This is a genomic window from Caenimonas koreensis DSM 17982 (assembly GCF_009646335.1).
Lineage (GTDB): Bacteria > Pseudomonadota > Gammaproteobacteria > Burkholderiales > Burkholderiaceae_C > Ramlibacter > Ramlibacter koreensis.
The window spans coordinates 356,262-375,818 of the sequence record NZ_WJBU01000002.1; the positions used below are offsets into that span (position 1 = coordinate 356,262).

Annotated in this window: 14 protein-coding genes; 7 read left to right on the forward strand and 7 right to left on the reverse strand. The window is 64.0% G+C overall.

Translation table 11 applies throughout. The annotated features are described in order from the left end of the window. Window positions 1–84: 84 nt before the first annotated feature. Both GHT07_RS21615 and GHT07_RS03520 read left to right on the forward strand, forming a co-directional pair. A complete protein-coding gene (locus tag GHT07_RS21615) occupies window positions 85–219 on the forward strand; it encodes a hypothetical protein (protein WP_267237568.1) in 135 nt (44 codons plus the stop codon). 45 nt (window positions 220–264) lie between these two features. After that, window positions 265–2,190 (forward strand): hybrid sensor histidine kinase/response regulator, encoded by a 1,926-nt coding sequence (locus GHT07_RS03520; protein WP_323740774.1) that lies wholly within the window; start codon window positions 265–267, stop codon window positions 2,188–2,190. Window positions 2,191–2,226: 36 nt separating this feature from the next. Here GHT07_RS03520 and GHT07_RS03525 read toward each other — a convergent pair whose 3' ends face one another. The 7 genes from GHT07_RS03525 to GHT07_RS03555 all read right to left on the reverse strand — a co-directional run bounded on the left by GHT07_RS03525 (window position 2,227) and on the right by GHT07_RS03555 (window position 10,896). After that, window positions 2,227–3,516: an MFS transporter gene (locus GHT07_RS03525; RefSeq protein WP_153583659.1), complete on the reverse strand. Its 1,290-nt coding sequence runs from the start codon at window positions 3,514–3,516 to the stop codon at window positions 2,227–2,229. A gap of 12 nt (window positions 3,517–3,528) precedes the next feature. Next, window positions 3,529–4,515 carry a dipeptide ABC transporter ATP-binding protein gene (locus GHT07_RS03530; RefSeq protein ID WP_323740775.1) on the reverse strand — a complete coding sequence of 329 codons (987 nt, stop codon included), beginning with the start codon at window positions 4,513–4,515 and terminating at the stop codon, window positions 3,529–3,531. Beyond that, window positions 4,512–5,522 carry an oligopeptide/dipeptide ABC transporter ATP-binding protein gene (locus GHT07_RS03535; RefSeq protein ID WP_153583660.1) on the reverse strand — a complete coding sequence of 337 codons (1,011 nt, stop codon included), beginning with the start codon at window positions 5,520–5,522 and terminating at the stop codon, window positions 4,512–4,514. The genes GHT07_RS03530 and GHT07_RS03535 overlap by 4 nt, the downstream gene beginning before the upstream one ends. After that, entirely contained in the window at window positions 5,522–6,433 is a 912-nt protein-coding gene (locus tag GHT07_RS03540; protein WP_153583661.1) for an ABC transporter permease subunit, read from the reverse strand. The genes GHT07_RS03535 and GHT07_RS03540 overlap by 1 nt, the downstream gene beginning before the upstream one ends. A gap of 13 nt (window positions 6,434–6,446) precedes the next feature. Beyond that, window positions 6,447–7,367, reverse strand: a complete 921-nt coding sequence (gene oppB, locus GHT07_RS03545) for an oligopeptide ABC transporter permease OppB (protein ID WP_153583662.1) — start codon at window positions 7,365–7,367, stop codon at window positions 6,447–6,449. 104 nt (window positions 7,368–7,471) lie between these two features. Beyond that, window positions 7,472–9,073, reverse strand: a complete 1,602-nt coding sequence (locus tag GHT07_RS03550; protein ID WP_153583663.1) for a peptide ABC transporter substrate-binding protein — start codon at window positions 9,071–9,073, stop codon at window positions 7,472–7,474. A 5-nt stretch (window positions 9,074–9,078) separates the two neighbouring features. After that, window positions 9,079–10,896 (reverse strand): ABC transporter substrate-binding protein, encoded by a 1,818-nt coding sequence (locus tag GHT07_RS03555; RefSeq protein ID WP_153583664.1) that lies wholly within the window; start codon window positions 10,894–10,896, stop codon window positions 9,079–9,081. A gap of 133 nt (window positions 10,897–11,029) precedes the next feature. On the opposite strand from GHT07_RS03555, the gene GHT07_RS03560 reads away from it, so the two are divergent. The 5 genes from GHT07_RS03560 to GHT07_RS03580 all read left to right on the forward strand — a co-directional run bounded on the left by GHT07_RS03560 (window position 11,030) and on the right by GHT07_RS03580 (window position 19,467). Continuing rightward, on the forward strand, window positions 11,030–11,968 hold the full coding sequence (locus GHT07_RS03560) for an ABC transporter permease (RefSeq protein ID WP_153583665.1): 939 nt from the start codon (window positions 11,030–11,032) through the stop codon (window positions 11,966–11,968). Between the two features lie 110 nt (window positions 11,969–12,078). Next, window positions 12,079–13,137, forward strand: a complete 1,059-nt coding sequence (locus tag GHT07_RS03565; RefSeq protein ID WP_153583712.1) for an ABC transporter permease — start codon at window positions 12,079–12,081, stop codon at window positions 13,135–13,137. A gap of 18 nt (window positions 13,138–13,155) precedes the next feature. Further along, window positions 13,156–14,853, forward strand: a complete 1,698-nt coding sequence (locus tag GHT07_RS03570) for an ABC transporter ATP-binding protein (RefSeq protein ID WP_153583666.1) — start codon at window positions 13,156–13,158, stop codon at window positions 14,851–14,853. 12 nt (window positions 14,854–14,865) lie between these two features. Further along, the gene (locus GHT07_RS03575; RefSeq protein WP_153583667.1) at window positions 14,866–16,782 is read left to right on the forward strand and encodes a DUF885 domain-containing protein; all 1,917 of its coding nucleotides are present in this window, start codon (window positions 14,866–14,868) and stop codon (window positions 16,780–16,782) included. Between the two features lie 36 nt (window positions 16,783–16,818). After that, entirely contained in the window at window positions 16,819–19,467 is a 2,649-nt protein-coding gene (locus GHT07_RS03580; RefSeq protein WP_153583668.1) for a zinc-dependent metalloprotease, read from the forward strand. The last annotated feature ends 90 nt before the right edge of the window (window positions 19,468–19,557 follow it).

Sequence of the window (19,557 nt, forward strand, 5' to 3'; positions counted from 1 at the left end):
AGCAATCCGGGTCATTGGCGAGAGACAGGAAATCCACCGCTTTGCCGGTGGATTTTTTTTTGACCTGCGTGATAGCCTCGACCAATGCCAGACAGCGACAAGCTTTCCCCCCTGCGCTCATTGCAGATCCTGGGTGTGCTCAGCATTGCGGTGCCGCTCTTTCTTTACGTGCTGTTCGCGGTCTTCCGCCTCAATGAATTCAACCAGGTCGCCGAATAGCGGGTAACTCGTTCGCTGCGCGTCGCGCATGAACATGCGACCAAGGTGCTGGGCACGGCGGAAGCACTGCAGGACAGGCTGTACGACGCAGTGAATGGCAAGAGCCTGGAGCAGCTGCGTGCCGACCAGGCCTCGCTGCACGAACTGCTGCAAGCCGCCACCAAGGACCAACCGCAGATTCAGTCGGTGTGGATCATTGGCGCCGACGGCAAGCCGGTGGCCAGCAGCCGGTTCATGCCGGTGCCCGCGCTCGACTTCAATGACCGCGAGTACTTCCAGTTCCATCGCGACGGGCAGCCCGGGCGGTTCGTCTCGCCACCCTTCAACACACGCACAACGAACGAGCGCGTGTTGGACATCAGCCGGCGCTTCGACAGTGTCGGCGGCAAGTTCGGCGGCGTCATCAACATCAGCCTTCGCACGGCTTACTTCGAGCAGTTCTACAGCGACCTCGTCGACGATGAACCGGGCCTGGCCGTGAACCTGTTTCGTCGTGACGGGTCGATCTACACGCGCTGGCCACCTGTACCGGGCGCGCCCGACAAGCTCGGCGCGAACAGTCCTGCAATGACACTGGTGCGTGCCGGCAACCAGGCAGGGCAGACGCGCGGATGGTCCAGCGTTGACGGGCAGGACAGGCTCATCGCATTCCGCCAGGTTGCGGCCTACCCGCTCTTTGCAGGAACGGGCATGAACCTCAGCACCCTTCGAGGCGAACTGCTCAAAGAGCTGGCCATCATGCTGGCACTCGGAATTCCTCCCTTTGCCGCGCTGTTTTTCACCTCGCGCGTGGCGCTGCGCCGCACCCGTGAGTCCATCGATGCGGCGCGCAGCCTCGAGTCGGAGACGCTCACGCGCCAACGCGCCGAGGAGGCGCTGTTCCAGGCGCAAAAGCTCGAAGCAATGGGGCGGCTCACGGGCGGCGTCGCGCACGACTTCAACAACGCGCTGATGGTCATCAGCAACAATGCGTTCCTGCTGCGTCGCATCGTCAACGAGGCGGGCATCACGCGGCTCGACTCGATTGGCCGTGCCGTCGACTCGGCGACCAAACTCACCCGGCAGCTGCTGGCTTTCTCACGCAGGCAGCCGCTGCTGCCCGAGCGCGTGCAGTTGCAGGCGCGGCTGCCATCGCTTGCTGAACTGATAGGCCCGGTGCTTGGCGGACAGATCAAGCTCTCCATCACGGTCGCGGACGATACGGCGGCGATCGAAGTCGATCCCGCCGAACTCGAACTCGCGCTGCTCAACCTGGGCATCAACGCGCGCGATGCCATGCCCAGCGGCGGCGTCTTCATGATCGAAGCGCGCAATGCCCGGCCCGACGAATCGCAAGGCTCGAACCGGCCGCTCGTGGTCATCGATGCCATCGACACAGGCACGGGTATTGATCCGGCGGTGATCGCCAAAGTGTTCGAGCCATTCTTCACCACCAAGCCCGTCGGCCATGGCACGGGCCTGGGCCTGAGCCAGGTCTATGGCCTGTGCCAGCGGGCGGGCGGCTTCGCGACGATTGAGAGCACGCCCGGGGCAGGCACGACGGTGCGGCTGTTCTTTCCCGCGAAAGCGGCGAGCGAAGGCGATGCGATCGCCAGTGCAACACCGATCGCGCGCGACCTGCGCAAGCGCATCCTGCTGGTCGAAGACAACAGCGAGGTCGCCGGAGCGCTCCTGCCCTTGCTGGAAGCATTCGGCTGCACGGTGACGCGCGTGGCCAGCGCCGTCGAGGCGCGTGACTGGCTGGAAGCGCAGGACAGGCAGCCCGACCTGGTGCTGAGCGACGTGGTCATGCCTGGCGAGATCGATGGCCTCGGCCTTGCACGATTCCTGCGCCAGCGCCAGCCGAAGCTGCGGGTCATTCTCATGACCGGCTACGCCCAGCATATCGATGCCATCGCGGGCGAGGGGTTCGAAGTGCTGCCCAAACCTTGCGCGCCCGACGTGCTGGGCGCTGCCATCGCGCGCGACTAGCCGGCCCCCGGGGCGGCTCCTGTTGCCCCGTGCGCGCTACGCCGCCTCGACGTGCTGCGCCGCCAGCTCACGCTGCGACGCGAGCATCGTGAATTTCCACCCCACCAGGGCCAGCAAAAGCGCGCCGGCGCCACCCAGCCCCAGCGACGCACGCAAGCCCAGGTGTTCGCCCAGATAGCCGCCCAGCAGCGCACCCGGAAGCGCCGGGATCAAAATCAGCCAGCGCATCGTGCTGGTCATGCGGCCGAGCAGCGGCTCTGGCGTCACGGCCTGGCGCAGCGCCAGGAAGTTGATGAAGATCAGCACCGCACCCAGGCCAAAGCAAAGCAGCATCAGCACGAACGACGCAACCCCCCAGTTGCTGTTGGCCGGAGCCAGCGCAAGCTGCAGCCAGCCGACGCCGCAGATCGCAATGCCAATGAGCAGGCACGGCCCTACACCGAGCCGGCGCGAGATGCGGCTGCCAAACGCACCCGCGCCCACTGTGCCCACGCCCAGGCCGACGTAGCAAAGCCCGATCTGCCGCTCGTTCAAGCCCAGCTCACGCGTGGCGAACAGGATCTGCACGACCATCGCTGCGTGGTGGAACAACTGCCACATGCCGACCAGCGCCGCCATCGTCACCAGCAGGCGCATGCGCCACACAAAGCCCAGGCCCTCCTTCAACGCGGGCAGGAAGTGCGGATGGATCTTCGTGCCGGGCTTCTCGTCGATCTTCAGCCCGCGCAGGATGACCACGCTTGCCAGCAGCATCACCGCATCGGCCAGCAGCGCGAAAGGTGCACCCACCAGGCGGATGAGCGCGCCGGCGATGCCTGGGCCGGCGACTTCGGCCGTTGAATTGGCGAGTGCATTCTTGGCATGCGCTTCGACCAGCCGCGCGCGCGGCACGATCTGCGTCAGCACGATCTGCGCTGCGGTGCCTGCCACTGCGGCCACCGTGCCGATCACAAAGCCGACGACGTAGAGATAGCGCACATCGAGCATGTCGAGCGCCCACGCGGCGGGCACGGTGATGAGCACCAGCGCAATCGTGAGCTCGCCCGCGACGTACACGGGCAACTTGCGCACGCGGTCAAGCCAGACGCCTGACGGCAGCGAGAAGAGAATGAATGGCGCAATCTCCGCCGCCGTGAGCAGGCCCATCTGCGATGGCGTGGCATGCAGCAGCACGGCGGCCGTGAGCGGGATCGCCAGCATCGTGATCTGGCCGCCAAACGCGCTGATCAGGATCGACAGCCACAGCCTGCGGTACAGCTTGTCGCGCAGCAAGTCGTCCGACGCGAGCGTCACGTGACGAAGCACCGGGCGCAATGCTGCTCTCATTGCTGTCTGTGCTCAGTACAGCCAGCAGGCTGCCTGTGAGTGGGCATTGACTGCCTTCAGCGGCGGCACCGCCTGGGCGCACTGCTCGAACGCCTGCGGGCAGCGCGTGCGAAACACGCAGCCCGAGGGCGGGCTGATAGGCGAGGGCAGGTCGCCCTGCAGCAGCTCGATGACTTTGCCGCGTTCGCGCCGCGGGTCAGCCAGCGGAACGGCAGACAACAAAGCGCGCGTGTACGGATGCTTGGGCGTGGCATACAGCTCGTGCTTGTCGGCCAGCTCCATCTCGCGGCCCAGGTACATCACGAGGATGCGCTGGCTCACGTGCTTGACCACGGCCAGGTCGTGCGCAATGAACACGAGCGCGAGCTGCATCTCTTCCTGCAGGTCTTTGAGCAGGTTGATGATCTGCGCCTGGATCGACACGTCGAGCGCAGACACGGGCTCGTCGCACACGATGAGCTTGGGCTTCAGGATCAGCGCACGCGCAATGCCGATGCGCTGGCACTGCCCGCCGGAAAATTCATGCGGGTAGCGATAGAGCTGGCTTTCCATCAAGCCGACGCGCTTCATCATTTCCTTCACGCGCTCGAGCACTTCATCAGCCGACAGTTGCGGCTGGTGCGTGCGCAGCGGCTCGCCAATGATCTGCAGCACGTTCATGCGCGGGTTGAGCGACGCAAGCGGGTCCTGGAAGACCATCTGCACGCTGCGGCGCACGTTCTGCCAGTCGGCAGCGCCCGCACCCGTCATGTCCTTGCCCATCCACACCACTTGTCCCGACGTGCGCGGCACGAGGTTGAGGATGGCGCGCGCGAGCGTCGATTTGCCGCAGCCCGATTCACCGACGATGCCGAGCGTCTCGCCGGGATAAATGTCGAGGCTCACGCCATTGACGGCCTTCAACGTGCGCTTGGGCGACATGAAGCCGGTGCCGCGAATGTTGAAGTGCACGTGCAGGTCACGCACCGACAACAACGGTTGTTGGCTTTGTGCGCTCACGGCAGCACCTCCTGCGCCTTCGCCTCGATCTCACCCGGCGCCTTGTGACAAGCCCGCAGCACCCCCGGATGCCCCGCTGCCAGCTCCAGCGGCGGCCTGTCAGTCGTGCACCGCTCCATCGCAAACGTGCAGCGCTCGCTGAACGGGCAACCCGCCGGCAAGCGCGCCATGTTGGGCGGCACACCGGGGATCGCCACCAGCCGCTCGCCTTCGTGATCGAGCTTGGGCACGGCGCCGAGCAAACCCAGCGTGTACGGATGTGTGGGCTCGTAGAAGATATTTTCTGCCGTGCCTTGCTCCATGATGCGGCCGCCATACAGCACCATCACCTTGTCGCAGATGCCCGCGACCACGCCGAGGTCGTGCGTGATCAGCACGATCGCCGTGCCGAAATCACGCTGCAGGTCGCGCAGCAGCGTCATCGTCTGCGCCTGCACCGTCACGTCGAGCGCCGTGGTCGGCTCGTCGGCAATGAGCAAGTCGGGCTGGCACAGCAGCGCCATCGCGATCATGATGCGCTGTCGCATGCCGCCTGAAAACTCATGCGGATACATGCGGATTCGCCGTGCCGCATCAGGGATGCGCACTTGCTCGAGCGTGGCAATCGCGAGCGACAAAGCGCTCTTGCGCGTCAGGCCCTTGTGCAGCTCCAGCACTTCCGTCATTTGCCGCTCGACCGTGAGGTACGGGTTGAGCGACGTCATCGGGTCCTGGAAGATCATCGCGACGCGGTTGCCGCGAATGCGATTGAGCGCGTCGGGCTTCATCGCAAGCAGGTCCTGCCCGTTGAAGCGCACGCGGCCTGTGGCATAGCCGTTGGATGCGAGCAGGCCCATGATCGCGAGCATCGACTGGCTCTTGCCCGAACCCGATTCGCCGACGATGCCGAAGGTCTGGCCGCGCTCCAGGTCGAACGACAGGCCGTTCACAGCCGTGACATCGCCATCAGGCGTCTTGAATTTCACGCTGAGGTCATCGACCTCGAGCAGTTTGTGGGTGTTCGTCATCAACGCTCTTTCGGGTCCAAAGCATCGCGCAAGCCGTCGCCGATGAAGTTGAAGCAATACAGCGTGATCGACAGCAGCGCACCCGGGAAGAGCAGCATCCACGGCGCGACTTCCATCACCTTGGTGCCGTCTTCGATGAGCACGCCCCAGCTCGTCATCGGCTCCTGGATCCCGAGGCCGAGGAATGACAGCACGGACTCGGTGAGGATCACCGAAGGCACCGTCACCGTCGTGTAGATCACGACAACGCCCAGCAGGTTCGGCACGATGTGCGAGAAGATGATCTTGCGCGTGGGCACGCCGATGGAACGCGCGGCCTCGATGAATTCCATGCTGCGCAGCGACAGCGTCTGGCCGCGCACGACACGCGCCATGTCCATCCACGAGAACGCCGTGATCGCGACGACCACCAGGTAGAACTCGCGGCCCAGGATCGTGACGAGCAGGATCGCGATGAGCAGGTACGGAATGGCATACATCATGTCGACGATGCGCATCATGATGGCGTCCACCTTGCCGCCCATGAAGCCCGCCGTGGCGCCCCACGCGATGCCAATTGTGACAGAGGCGATCGTTGCCAGCAAGCCCACCATCAGCGAGATGCGGCCGCCGATGAGGCAACGCACCAGCAAGTCACGGCCCGACTCATCGGTGCCCCAGAAGTGCATGCCCTTCATCGAAGGCGGCAGGCTCATCGAGTCCCAGTCGGTCGTATCGAACTGGTAGGGCAGCACGAAGGGTCCGGCGACGCAGAGCAGGCCAATGATCAACAGCGCGACGAGGCTGGCGACGGCCGCCTTGTTGCGCATGAAGCGCGTGCGCGCATCGGCCCACGGGCTGCGGCCAGCTGGCGCGGACACAGCCGCGGCGGCCTGGTCCATCAGTGCTTTTCGGCGCAGGGAAAACAGCATGGTTGCGCCTTGTTCAGTAACGGATCTTCGGGTCGAGCGCGGCGTATGCCAGATCGACAAGGAAGTTCATCAACACAGCCAGCAGCGTGATCAGCACGACCAGCCCCAGCACCAGCGTGTAGTCGCGGTTGCCGGCGCCATTGACGATCAGCTTGCCGATGCCGGGCAGCGAAAACACAGTCTCGGTGACGAGCGCCGCGGTGATCGATGAAATGGCCAGCGGCCCCATCACCGAAATCACCGGCAGCAGCGCGGGCTTGAGCGCGTGGCGCAGCACGACGATGCGCGTAGGCAGGCCCTTGGCACGCGCGGTGCGGATGAAGTTGCTGTGCATCACCTCGATCAGGCTGCCGCGCATCACACGCGCAATCGTCGCGACGTTGATGAAGGTGAGCAGCGCGATCGGCATGATCATGAATTGCGGCGCAAACGCGTCCCAGCCGCCAGCAGGCAGCCACTTCAGCGTGAGTGCAAACACGAGCACCAGCACAGGCCCGATCACGAAGGAAGGGAACACGCTGCCAAGGTTGCCGACGAGCATCACGCTGTAATCGGCGACGCTGTTCTGGCGCAGTGCGGCGGCAATGCCCAGCCCCGTGCCGATGACGAATGAAATCACCATCGAGATGCCGCCGATCGACAGCGACACCGGCAGCGCAGCCGCCACGAGATCATTCACCGACCAGTCTGCGTAGCGGAACGATGCGCCCAGGTCGCCGTGCAGCAGGTTGTTGAGATACAGCAGATATTGCTTCCACACCGGCTGGTCCAGGTGGTACTTGGCCTGCAGGTTGGCCAGCACGGCCTCAGAGACTTGCTTGTCGCTGTCGAACGGCCCGCCCGGCGCGGCGTGCACGAGGATGTAGCAGACCGTGATGACGGCCAGCAGGGTGGGGATGGTCGCCAACAAGCGACGTAACGTATACGACCACATTTAGAGAAGCTCGCAGTATTCGTCGGGGCCACCGCGGAACCGGCTTCGCCGGGCCGCTGGTGGCGCCCCTTGAGGGGAGGCGCCGCAGGCGCTTCGGGGTGGGCCTAGTGCTTGATGATGTACAGGTCTTTGCTGCGGAACCGATCCTGCGAATTCAGCAGCGAGTACCCGCCAATGTACGACTTCACCAGCCGGGGCAGCGAATACTGCACCAGCGGAATGTTCGGGTAGTCCTCCATGATCAGCTTCGTGGCCTGCGTGAGGAGCTGCTTGCGCTTGCCCGGGTCATCGCTCTGCTCGGCCTGGTTGATCATCTCTTCGGCTTTGCGATTGCAGTTGAAGTTGTTGTTCTGGTCCGAGTCGCAACGCACAAGCGCGAGGAAGTTGGTTGCGTCGTTGTAGTCGGCGATGAAGCCGTCGCGCGCAATCTCGAATGCGCCGTCGTGGCGCTTTTTGACCAGCACCTTGAATTCCATCGCTTCGAGTTCGATGTTGATGCCCAGCTTGGTCTTCCACTCCGACTGCGCAAAGATCGCCATCTTCTTGTGGTATTCGCTCGTGTTGTACGTGAAGGTGTACTTCGTGCCGGGCTTCACGCCCGCTTCAGCGAGCAGCTTCTTCGCTTCCTCGACCTTCTTCGCCATGGGCCACTTCGCCCAGTCGTATTCGGTCATGTCGGCGCCTTCCATGCCCTTGACGATCAGGCCGTAGGCAGGCGTTTGTCCATCAGCCGTGATCTTGTTCGCGAGGATGTCGCGGTCGATCACCATCGACAACGCCTTGCGAACGCGCACGTCCTTCATCGCCGGGCTCTTGGTCTGCAACGTGTAGAAGCGCAGGCCCAGCATGGGCGCGTTGCGCACATCTTTCGGGAACTGCTTTTTCGCCTGCTCGTAGGTGCCGGGCGGCAGCTGGTACACCATTTCGTTCTGGCCCGATTCGAACAGTTTCACGTCTGCGTTGCCATCTTCCACGCCCAGATAAGTCACGCGTGTGAGTTGCACATTGGCGGCGTCCCAGTAGTGCGGATTTTTCTCGATCACGACCTTGCTGTTGACCTGCCAGTCCTTGAGCATGAACGCGCCGTTGCTCACCATGTTGCCGGGCTTGGTCCAGTCCTTGCCGCCCTTTTCAACCGACGCCTGGTGCAGCGGCCCCAGGTTGTTGTTCGACACGAGCTGCGGCAGGAACGTCACCGGGAATGCCGTCTTGATCTCGACGGTGAACTTGTCGAGCGCCTTCACGCCCACTTCGCTGGGCGGCTTCTTGCCCATGGCCACTTCCTTGCCGTTGAGCAGGAAAACGCCGTAGGTGGTGGCGTACTTCGACGCGGTTTTCGGGTCGAGGAAGCGGCGGATGCCATACACGCAATCCTGTGCAGTCACAGGGTCACCATTCGACCACTTGGCGTTTTGCCGAAGTTTGAAAACCCACGTCGTCGCGTTGGTCTGCTTCCAGCTTTCGGCAACACCGGGAATGATCTTTCCGTCGCCGTCGTTGGCCGTGAGGCCTTCGAACAAATCGCGCGTGATGTTGTTCGCGCCCACGGTTTCGGCCGTGGCCGGGTCCAGTGTTTCAGGCTCGGAGCCGTTGTTGCGGATCAGCGTTTGCGTGGCATGCAATTGCACGCCAGGCGGAATGACGGCGGCGAAGGAAGTGCCCGCCATCACCAGCGCGATGGCAGCTGCAAAAAGTGTCTTGTTCATGGAAATCATTTCTTGGGGAGCTTGTCGGTGTCGATATCGATGTAGCGCCAGAAGTCACGCGCGAACGGGTGGCGCATGTAGCCCACAACCCAGGGCTGCGTGAGGTCGATGCCGATGCGGTGCGTGCGGTATTTGTAGGGCATGTACGCCACCAGGATGCGCACCATCTCGCGCAGCATGGCGTCGCGCTCAGGCCCGTTCGGCAGCACGCTCTGCTTTTCGTAGAGCTCGTCGTACTTCGCGTTCTTGAAGTAGGCCAGGTTGTCTTCGCCCCACGACTTGCCGTAGCCATACGCGAATGAAGGGCCGCTGTCCGGCGTGCTGGCCGACAGGCCCAGCGCCCACATCTGCAGCTTGCCCGAACGCGCGTTCTTCAAATGGTCCGGCCACTTGCCGATCTTGAGCACCACCTTCACGCCGATCGCGTCCATGTTCTTCTTGAAGATCTCGTCGAGCTCGCGGTAGTCGGCCGAGCTGAGCGAGTAGTACTCGATGACGAGCGGCTCGCCATTGGGTTGCTCGCGCCAGCCGTCGCCATCACGGTCCTTGTAGCCGTACATGTCGAGCAGGGCGATGGCGCGCGCACGGTCGTACGTGCCCATTTCGCTGCGGAAGTTCGGGTCGTAGCTGCCGGTGCGCGGCATGATTGGGCCCTGCGCCACGATGGCCTGTCCGCGCCGGGGCATCTTCACTTCGGCGCTGCCTTCATAGGCAAGCGCCATCGCGCGGCGCAACGCCACCTTCTCGGGTGTGTAGCCGCCCGTGACCTTGTGCGTCATGTTCCAGTACATGAACGTCACGTCCGACAGCGGCACACGTTCGAGCTGCATGCCGCGCTTGGCGAGCTTGGGTGCGAGCTTGTTTTGCGGCACCACTTCAGGCGCGTACGCATACGGCAGCCGTTCGACGAACTCGTGCTCGTCGTTGAGGAACGCGAGCCAGCGCGGTTGCGGCTCTTCGATGATTGACACCTCGACCTTGTCCACGAGCGGCAGGCGCTTGCCCTTGAGCCGGGCGTAAATTGCTTGCGCCTTTGCGTCGTTGGCAGGCGGATCGGCCGTGTAGTACGTCTCGTGATAGTTGGGGTTCTTCACGAGCGTGATCTTCGAGGCGCGCCGCCACTCCGACAGCATGAAGGCGCCTGTGCCAACCGGGTGCTCCATGATCGAGGGGCCGTACTTCTCGACCACTTCGCGCGCGACGATGCTCGTGCCGCCGGCGTCGGCCAGTGTGTAGATGAAGCGCGGCCGCGGGCGATTCAGGTTGAACTGCACCGTGTACTTGTCGAGCACCTTGATGCCTTCCACCGGCGCGTCGTAGTCGAACTTGCCTGTTTCGATGGCGCGCTTGTTTGCTTCTTCGAGCCCCGCAATGCCTTCTTCGAGCATGCTCGACAGCTGCTGGCTCTTGGTCACCGGGTCATAGAAGCGCTTGAACGAATAGACCACATCGTTGGCTGTGACTTCGCGCTTCTTGCCGCCGAAAGCGGGGTCGTCAGAGAAGTGCACGCCGCGCTTGAGCTTGATCGTGTAGGTGCGGAAGTCCGGCGATATCTCCGGCAGGCTTTCGGCAATGACGGGCACGACCTTTGCGGGGCGTGCGAGATAGTCGTAGCCGTAAAGCGCCTCGAAGATGTTCGCGGTGACAATGCGTGAATACAGATCGGACAGCTGCGGCGGATCGAAACCCGTCTCGGCAATCGGAAATGCGTAGCGGAAGACCTTTTGGGGGCTGTTGGTCGGGCTCTGCGCGCTTGCTGGGTATGAAGCGGCGCCCAGTGCCAGGCACAGGCTGATGGCCTGGGCCCAGTTCTTGATGTTCATGCTTGGAAACACCTATTCGGGAGAAACGAGACGGCAAGCATAATGCCCGCGCAGTTGGCCGCCACGAGCGGTTTCCCTAAAGTTACAGCGTTCCCATCCTCAGGCGCTGTTTTTCCCGAGTCATTCCCCCGATATGGCCTCATACCTCATCCGACGGATCTGGCAGATGATCCCTACCCTTGCCGGGGTCATTCTGCTGGTGTTCTTCCTCTTCAAATACTTCGGCGGCGATCCCGCTGAAATTCTTGCGGGACTGAAGGCCTCGCCCCAGCAGATTGCATCGCTGCGCCAGCAGCTGGGCCTGGACAAATCCGTGACTGAGCAGTTGTGGATTTTTGTGCGCAAGGTACTCGTCTTCGACTGGGGCCGCAGCTGGACCACCAACGAAGAAATATCGAACATCTTCGCCACGCGCCTGCCGGCCACGCTCACGATCATGGTGCCCATCCTGATCCTCGATGTGGTGCTTGGCACCATTTGCGGGATGGCCGTGGCCTATGTGCGCGGCAGCCTGACCGACCGCGCGGTGATGGTGATCACCACGCTGGCGCTGTCCATCAGCTTTCTGGTTTACGTGATCGTTGCGCAATACGTGTTCGCGTTCCGCCTGGGCTGGTTCCCGGTGCAGGGCTGGAGCAACAGCCTGTGGACGAACCTTTCGGTGTACACGCCGCTGCCCGTGCTGCTCGCGGTGCTGGTCGGCCTGGCGCCCGCCACGCGGCTTTACCGCACGTTCTTCCTCGATGAAATGGGCAACGAATACGTGCGCACGGCGCGCGCGAAGGGCGTGGGCGAAAACACCATCCTCTTCAAGCACGTGCTGCGCAACGCGATGATCCCCATCCTCACGAACGTGGCCACGCAGCTGCCCGGCATCTTCATCGGCTCGTTCCTGCTCGAAATCTTCTTCTCGGTGCCAGGCCTTGGGCGCGAGGTGTACAACGCCGTGAACCGCAGCGACTACCCGGTGATCCAGGCGGTCACGATCTACCTCGCGGTGATCACGATGGTGATCAACCTGCTGACGGATGTTCTCTACAAAGTGGTCGATCCACGGGTGGTATTCAAATGAGCGCCGTGCCTGAACAACTCGGTGCTGCATCGCAGGTGCATCCGGTCCAGCAGGTGCATCCGGTCCAGCAGGTGCATCCGGTCCAGCAGGTGCATCCGGTCCAGCCCGCGCTGCCCGCAGAGGCTCCCGTGCTGGCGGCATTGCCCCAGTCCCCCGGCGTGTGGGCGCAAGCCTGGAAGCGCCTGCGGCAAGACAAGGTGGGCCTCATCTCGCTGTGGATCGTCTCCGTGTTCCTCATCCTCGTTTTGCTGGCGCAGGCAGGCTTTGTGGCCGCCGACTGGCAGCGCGAAGTGGCCGAGCCTTTCGCGCCGCCCACCGTTCTGGGCCCGGCGGAGAAGCAGGCCGCCGATGAAGTCGCTGCAAAGCTGCCCAATGTGGACCTGAGCGACATCGACCCGCTCGCGCCGCGCTACCAGGAATGGGCTGACCGCGCCGCACAAGTCAAGAACGTGATCGTCGAGAAATCCGAAACGCGTGCCTTCGGCGCGGACCGGCTCGGCCGCGACGTGCTCGCCAAGGCGATCAAGGGCGCGCAGATATCGATTCTTGTCGGTATCGCTGCAGCCTTCATGGCAACACTCCTGGGCACTTTCCTCGGTGCGCTTGCCGGCTACTTCGGCGGCTGGGTCGATGACGTGCTCGAGTGGGTTTACAACGTGTTCACGGCCATGCCGTACATCCTGCTCATCTTTGCGCTGGCGGCGGTGTTCAAGTCGGGGCCGCTGGCCAAGACCTTTACCAACGGAATAGCGGCGGTGGTTATCATCCTTGCCGCCGTGGGCTGGACGAGCATCTACCGGCTCGTGCGTGCCGAATACATCAAGCACCGCGGCCGCGAATATGTGCGCGCCGCCGAAGCGATTGGTGCGGGCCACGGCCTGCGCATGTTCGGCCACATCCTGCCGAACATCTCGCACGTGGTGCTGGTGCAGCTGAGCCTGCACGTGGTGAGCTTCATCAAGGCGGAAGTCATCCTGTCGTTCCTCGGGCTGGGCGTGCCGATCGACATGGTGAGCTGGGGCACGATGCTGTCCGACGCACAAACCGAACTCGTGCTGGGTTACTGGTGGCAGCTTGCAGCCGCCACGCTGTTCATGGCGGTGTTTGTCACAGCGTTCGCGCTGCTGACCGACGCGTTGCGTGACGCGCTCGACCCCAAACTTCGCTGACCCGGCGCTGAGGCACACATGAACAATCTGATCGAAGTGCGCGACCTGCGCGTGTCGTTCCGTATCGGCAAGAACGACATTTTCGATGCCGTGCGCGGCATCAGTTTCAACATCCCCGAGAACACCACGGTGGCCCTCGTCGGCGAATCCGGCAGCGGCAAGAGCGTGAGCGCGATGAGCATCGTGCGCCTGCTGCCCGAGAACGCGATTCTGGGCGCGGACAGCCGCATCCTCTACAACGGCCGTGACCTGCTCAAGCTGCCGCAAGACGACATGCGCACGCTGCGCGGCAAGGAAATCTCTGTCGTGTTCCAGGAGCCGATGAGCTCGCTCAACCCGGTTTTCACCGTCGGCGAGCAGATCGCTGAAGTGCTGCGCATCCACATGAACATGTCGCCGCGGCAGGCGCGTGACCGCGCGTTGGCGCTGCTCGATGAAGTGGGCATTCCGGAAGCGAAGTCGCGCCTGAACGCGTATCCGCATGAGCTTTCGGGCGGCCAGCAGCAGCGCGTGATGATCGCGATTGCGATTGCCTGCGAACCCAAGCTGCTGATCGCCGACGAGCCGACGACGGCACTCGACGTGACGGTGCAGCGGCAAGTGGTGGACCTGCTCGCCAAGCTGCAGGAAAAGCACCGCATGAGCGTGCTGTTCATCAGCCACGACCTCGGCCTGGTGGGTGAGATCGCGAAGGAAGTCGTCGTGATGCGTCACGGCGAAGTGCGTGAAGCAGGCCCCGTGGGCCAGATCTTCGCGGCGCCGAAAGACTCGTACACACGCGCGCTGCTGGCATGCCGCCCGCGCCTCGACTCGCGCCCGCGCCGCCTGCCGGTGATCGACGACATCGTGAACAACCGGCCCATCGTCACCGAGCAGCGCAAGGCTGTCGCGGTCGAAGGCCCGGCGCTGATTGAAGTGACGGGGCTGCGCAAGGAATACCGGCTGAAGTCGGGCCTGTTCAGCCACAAGGTGATCAACGCGGTGAAGACATCCGACTTCGTGCTGCACAAGGGCCGCACGCTGGGTGTGGTGGGCGAATCCGGCTCGGGCAAGACGACGATCGGCATGATGCTCACGCGCCTGACCGATGCCACGGGCGGGCGCATCATGTTCGAGGGCGAAGACCTCGCGGCGCTCACGGCGGCTTCGATGCGGCCGTATCGCCGGCGCATCCAGATCATTTTCCAGAACCCGTACGCGAGCCTGAACCCACGCTTTACCGTCGGCCAGATCCTGATGGAGCCGATGCGTATCCACAGCATCGGCGAGAACGATGACGCACGTGCACGCCTGGCACTCGGCTGGCTCGAAAAAGTCGGCCTGCCCGCTGCTGCGTTCGGCAAGTATCCGCATGAATTTTCGGGCGGCCAGCGCCAGCGCATCGCCATCGCGCGCTGCCTGACGATGCAGCCGGAAATCATCATCTGCGACGAGAGCGTCAGCGCGCTCGACGTAAGCGTGCAGGCCACGGTGCTGAACCTGCTGCTCGACCTGCAGGAAGAGTTCGGCCTGACGTATGTGTTCATCAGCCACGACCTGGCAGTGGTGAAGTACATGGCTGACGACATCCTGGTGATGAACAAGGGCGAGATCGTCGAGCGCGGCACGTCGGAAGAGATCTACTCGAACCCGCGCCATCCGTACACGCAGCAGTTGCTCGCGGCGATACCGCGTGGCTACGATGGCGCTGCTGCGCCGCAGTCGCAACCCGCCTGAAGGAAACGCATCATGAGGTTTGACTGGATTGCCGCGGCCGTGATGGTCGCGGCTGCAGGCGCTGGTTTTGCGCAAACGCAAACGCAAACGCAAACGCAAACGCAAACGCAAACGCAAACGCAAACGCAAACGCAAACGCCGGCGAAGGTGTCACAACGCGTCGAACGCGCGGCGAACTTGCCGCGCGCTACCCATCCCGTTTCAGGCGAGCTGAACGCCATTGCAGCAACCGACCCGCAGGAAACCGCAGCGTTGCACGCGCTGTTCGACCGCCACTGGGAAGCGATCGCCAAGCGTTACCCCGAGTGGGCATCGGCGCGCGGTGACCTGCGCTACAACGACCAGCTCACCGATGCGTCTATCGAAGCGATGGACGCGCAAGACAGGCAGACCGCCGCATGGCTCGCCGAGGCCAAAGCCATCCGCGCTGACAGGCTCAGCGAGCAAGACCGCGTGTCGCTGCGCATGTTCATCAGCGAGCAGCAGCGCTACCTTGAAGGCAAGGCATTTCCCGGCTATCGCTGCATGACGATTGGCGCACTCGGCGGCACGCAGACCGAGCTGGCTGACCTGGCAACGAACGCGCCGTTTTCGACGAGGTTGCAGGGCGAGCAGCTCATCGCGCGGATGCGCGCCTCGCCGAAGTGGATGGACCAGTCGATCGCGTGCCTGCGCCGCAGCATGTCGCTGGGCTGGGTCGCATCGAAGGACATCGTGGCGCGCGCCGTCGCGCAGATCGACACGCAGATCAATGGTGACGTGGAAGCGGGCCCGTATTTCGCGCCGTTCAAGCGAACCCACAGCGGCATCGCAGCTGCGGACCAGGCTGCTTTGCGCACGCTGGCCCGCACCGTCATCGAGAGCGATGTGCTGCCTGCCATGCGCAAGCTGCGCGCTTTCATCGTTGATGAATATGGCCCGCGCGCACCTGCCAGCGGCGCCATGCTCAATTACCCCGATGGCGTGAAGGTGTACGAGATGCAGGTGCGCAGCAGCACCACCACGCGCCTGAGCGCCGCGCAGATCCACGCCATTGGCCTGCGCGAGATGGCGGCTATCCGCGCCGAGATGGCGGGCGTCATGCGGCAGGTGAAGTTCGAAGGCAGCTTCGAGCAGTTCATCACCTACCTGAACACCGACCCGAAGTTCTTCCACAAGAGGCCCGAGGCACTGCTCGATGGCTATCGCGCGCTGGCCAAGCGCATCGAGCCCGAGCTGCCGCGCCTGTTCGCCGAGCTGCCGCGCGCGCCGTACGGTGTGCGAGCCATGCCGGACCATCAGGGCCCCGACGCCGCCGAGTACTACGACGGCCCGGCACTCGACGGCACCAAGCCCGGCTGGTTCAACGCCAACACGCTGGGCTGGCGCACACGCCCGACATGGCGTATGGCCACGCTCACCGCACATGAGGCCGTGCCGGGGCATCACCTGCAGATCGCGCGCGCCGTGGAATTGAAGGCGCTGCCGGCGTTCCGCCGCTCGTCGGGCTATGTGGCGTTCCAGGAAGGGTGGGGCGTGTATGCGGAGACGCTGGGGCGCGGCATCGGCCTTTATGACGACCCCTATGACCTGTTCGGCCACCTGCAGTGGCGCGCGCTGCGTGCCGCCCGCCTCGTGGTGGACACGGGCATGCACAGCATGGGCTGGTCGCGCCAGCAGGCCATCGACTACATGGTCACGCAGACGGGCATGGACAAGGGCTTTCTCACCTCGGAAGTCGATCGCTATGTGTCGTGGCCGGGCCAGGCGCTCGGTTACATGATCGGCGCGCTGAAAATCGAGGAACTGCGCGACAAGGCAAAGCTCCAACTGGGCACGAAGTTCGACCTGCGCCGGTTCCACAACGCGGTGATCGACCAGGGCGCGCTGCCGCTCGACGTGCTCGAAGACGTGATCGGCGAGTGGGTGGAAGCAGAACGCGTTCGATAACAGCAAGCCGATAGAGGCAAGAGGAGTGACAGAGCAATGAAAGCCCAGCTGCATTGGCAGGCTGCGGTGCTGGTCATGGCGGTTGCCGCCGTGTCTGCATGCGCGCAAACACCGGTTCGCCAGGACACCGCGCCTGTGGCGCCCGTGGCCGCTGCCACACCGCCTGCGTCGGCTGCTTCGCGCCCGGCACCCGATCCGGCGGCGCCCAAGCCGTTCGCTGAAGTGATTCGCGGCGCATCGCGCAGCGACGGGCTCTTCCCGGTCTGGCGCAAAGACGAAAAAGTCTGGCTCGAAGTGCCCAAGGCGATGATCGGCAAGCCCTTCCTGTTCACGGCCAACATCGCAAATTCCGTGGGTGAGCGTGGCCTGTACGCGAGCCAGATGGGCTTGTCACGCATGGCCGAAGTGCGTGTGATCGGCCGGCAGTTCCAGCTGCTCGCGCTCAACACGCAGTTTCGCGCCGTGTCAGACCAGGGCAGCAAACGCGCGATCGACCAGGCGTTCTCGCCAAGCCTGCTGGGCAGCGGCCCCGTGTTGAGCCTGGAGCATCCCGAGCGCGGCTCGGTGCTGGTGGATGCAGGCTTTTTGCTGTCGGACATTCCCGGCTATTCGACGCGGCTTGAAATGGCGTATCGCCTGCCGTTCGGCGTGGATCGTGCGAATTCATCGTTCGAGCGCGTGCGCGCCGATGCGAAGCTATCGGCACTCACAGCGCGCATCCACTTTGCCACGCCGCGCATCCCCGCGCCGCCGATCACACCCGGCGCGCCGGGCGCTAACCCGCCCACGGCCACGCCTGATCCGCGCAGCCTGTTTGTCGATTACGTTTACAGCTTCCTCGCGCTGCCCGAGGCACCGATGGCACCGCGCAATGCAGACCCGCGCCTGGGCCACTTCGCTGAGTCGTTCACCGACCTGGGTGGCGATGCGAAGGCCAATCCGCGCACGCACTACGTCAAGCGCTGGCGGCTCGACAAGAAGGACCCGGCAGCAGCCATCTCCGAGCCGGTGACGCCCATCGTGTTCTGGCTCGACAAGAACATACCGACTCGTTACCGCCCCACCGTGCAGGAAGGCATCCTGGAATGGAACAAGGCTTTCGAGCGCATCGGCTTCAAGAATGCCATCGTGGTGAAGCAGCAGCCCGACGACGCTGACTGGGACAACATGGATGCGGGCCACGCGTCGATCCGCTGGTTTGTCGGCGCCGATGTGGGCTTTGCCATCGGGCCGAGCCACGCGGACCCGCGCACGGGCGAAATCCTCGACGCCGACATCGGCATGAGCGACGTGTTCGCGCGCGGCTCGCGCCGCCAGTTTGTGGACGATGTGGGCCGCCGCAGCATGCCGGCTGCTGACGCGGCTTACTTCTGCGAAGACGCGCATCTCAGTGCGCAGGAGTCGGACTTCGCGCTTGAGCTGCTCGAAGCGCGCGACGAAATCGCGCCCGACAGTGCGGCAGCAGAGGCATTCGTGCTCGGCGCGATCAAGGGCACGATCATGCATGAGGTCGGCCATGTGCTGGGCCTCAAACACAACTTCCGCGGCTCCACGACAGTGACAGCCGCGCAGCTGCAGGATCGCACCTATACCGAGGCGAACGGTATCTCGAACTCGGTGATGGAATACGTGCCCGTCAACATCGCCGCCAAGGGCGAGAAGCAGGCGAGCTATCACCGGCAGGCGCTCGGCCCTTACGACTACTGGGCGATCGAATACGCGTACAAGCCGATTGCCGCAGGCCGCGAAAGCGAAGAGCTCGGCAAGATCGCGGCCCGCAGCACCGAGCCGCAGCTGGCCTATGGCGACGACGCTGATGCGGGTGGCGTTGCAGGTGCGGATGGCATGGACCCGTTGAGCAGCCGCTTCGACCTGGGCGACAACCCGCTCGCCTGGTATCGCAAGCGCTTGCAGTTGTCCAAGGAGTTGTGGGCGCGCGTGCAGGAGCGCCCGCCGGTTGCCACCGACGATCCGCTGCGCTTGCGCCGCTCATTGATGGCCGGTTTCGGCCCGTTGGCAACGGTGGCCGAGCTGGCAGCGAAGTATGTGGGCGGCATGCACACCGAGCGTGATTTGCCCGGCCCCAATGCCCGCCCGGCGTTCAGGCCCGTCGATCCCGCGAAGCAGCGCGAGGCCTTGCAGTTCCTGGCCACGGGCCTGTTCAGCGCCGACAGTTTCCGCTTCAAGCCGCAGGTGTTGTCGTCGGTCACCGTTGACTACAACGAGTGGGAGCGGGGCGGCCCGGCCGACATCACGACGGCCGCAGTGCGCGTGCAGCTCGCCGCGCTCGATCGCCTCCTGAGCCCTGGCACGGCGAACCGCCTGCTCGACCTGCCCGCCTACGTCCCACCGGCCAAGCGCAAGAACCTGATCTCATTGAACGAGGTGTACGAGACGTTGCAGCGCGCCATCTGGAGCGAGCTTTCCACGTCTGCCGATATCGACCGTATTCGCCGCAACCTGCAGCGCGAGCACATCAGGCGTTTGCAAGCGATGCTCACGCGCGGCGCGCCGGGCATGCCGGCCGATGCACTCAGCCTGTTGCGCTTCAACGCAACGAAGCTGGAAGCGCAATTGCGAAGCGCCGTCGCCAAGGGCGGCCGGTCTGTCGAGTCGCGAGCGCACCTGGCGGAGAGTCTGGGGACGTTGGACGAGGCTTTGCGCGCGAAGATGCAGCGGAGCTGATTCCGGTTTTTTCTCCGCAGTGCGCCCCCCTTTTGTTCAGGGTGGGCTGCGGCCGTCGGGCGGCCTTTTCCCTCCGTGTCATTCCGCCGG

What these genes read in the sequence shown, in the direction of transcription:
- GHT07_RS21615 (WP_267237568.1), top strand. Translation starts at nt 85, where the DNA reads ATGCCAGACAGCGACAAGCTTTCCCCCCTGCGCTCATTGCAGATCCTG.
- GHT07_RS03525 (WP_153583659.1), bottom strand. Translation starts at nt 3,516, where the DNA reads ATGAGAGCAGCATTGCGCCCGGTGCTTCGTCACGTGACGCTCGCGTCG.
- GHT07_RS03535 (WP_153583660.1), bottom strand. Translation starts at nt 5,522, where the DNA reads ATGACGAACACCCACAAACTGCTCGAGGTCGATGACCTCAGCGTGAAA.
- GHT07_RS03540 (WP_153583661.1), bottom strand. Translation starts at nt 6,433, where the DNA reads ATGCTGTTTTCCCTGCGCCGAAAAGCACTGATGGACCAGGCCGCCGCG.
- oppB (WP_153583662.1), bottom strand. Translation starts at nt 7,367, where the DNA reads ATGTGGTCGTATACGTTACGTCGCTTGTTGGCGACCATCCCCACCCTG.
- GHT07_RS03550 (WP_153583663.1), bottom strand. Translation starts at nt 9,073, where the DNA reads ATGAACAAGACACTTTTTGCAGCTGCCATCGCGCTGGTGATGGCGGGC.
- GHT07_RS03555 (WP_153583664.1), bottom strand. Translation starts at nt 10,896, where the DNA reads ATGAACATCAAGAACTGGGCCCAGGCCATCAGCCTGTGCCTGGCACTG.
- GHT07_RS03560 (WP_153583665.1), top strand. Translation starts at nt 11,030, where the DNA reads ATGGCCTCATACCTCATCCGACGGATCTGGCAGATGATCCCTACCCTT.
- GHT07_RS03570 (WP_153583666.1), top strand. Translation starts at nt 13,156, where the DNA reads ATGAACAATCTGATCGAAGTGCGCGACCTGCGCGTGTCGTTCCGTATC.
- GHT07_RS03575 (WP_153583667.1), top strand. Translation starts at nt 14,866, where the DNA reads ATGAGGTTTGACTGGATTGCCGCGGCCGTGATGGTCGCGGCTGCAGGC.
- GHT07_RS03580 (WP_153583668.1), top strand. Translation starts at nt 16,819, where the DNA reads ATGAAAGCCCAGCTGCATTGGCAGGCTGCGGTGCTGGTCATGGCGGTT.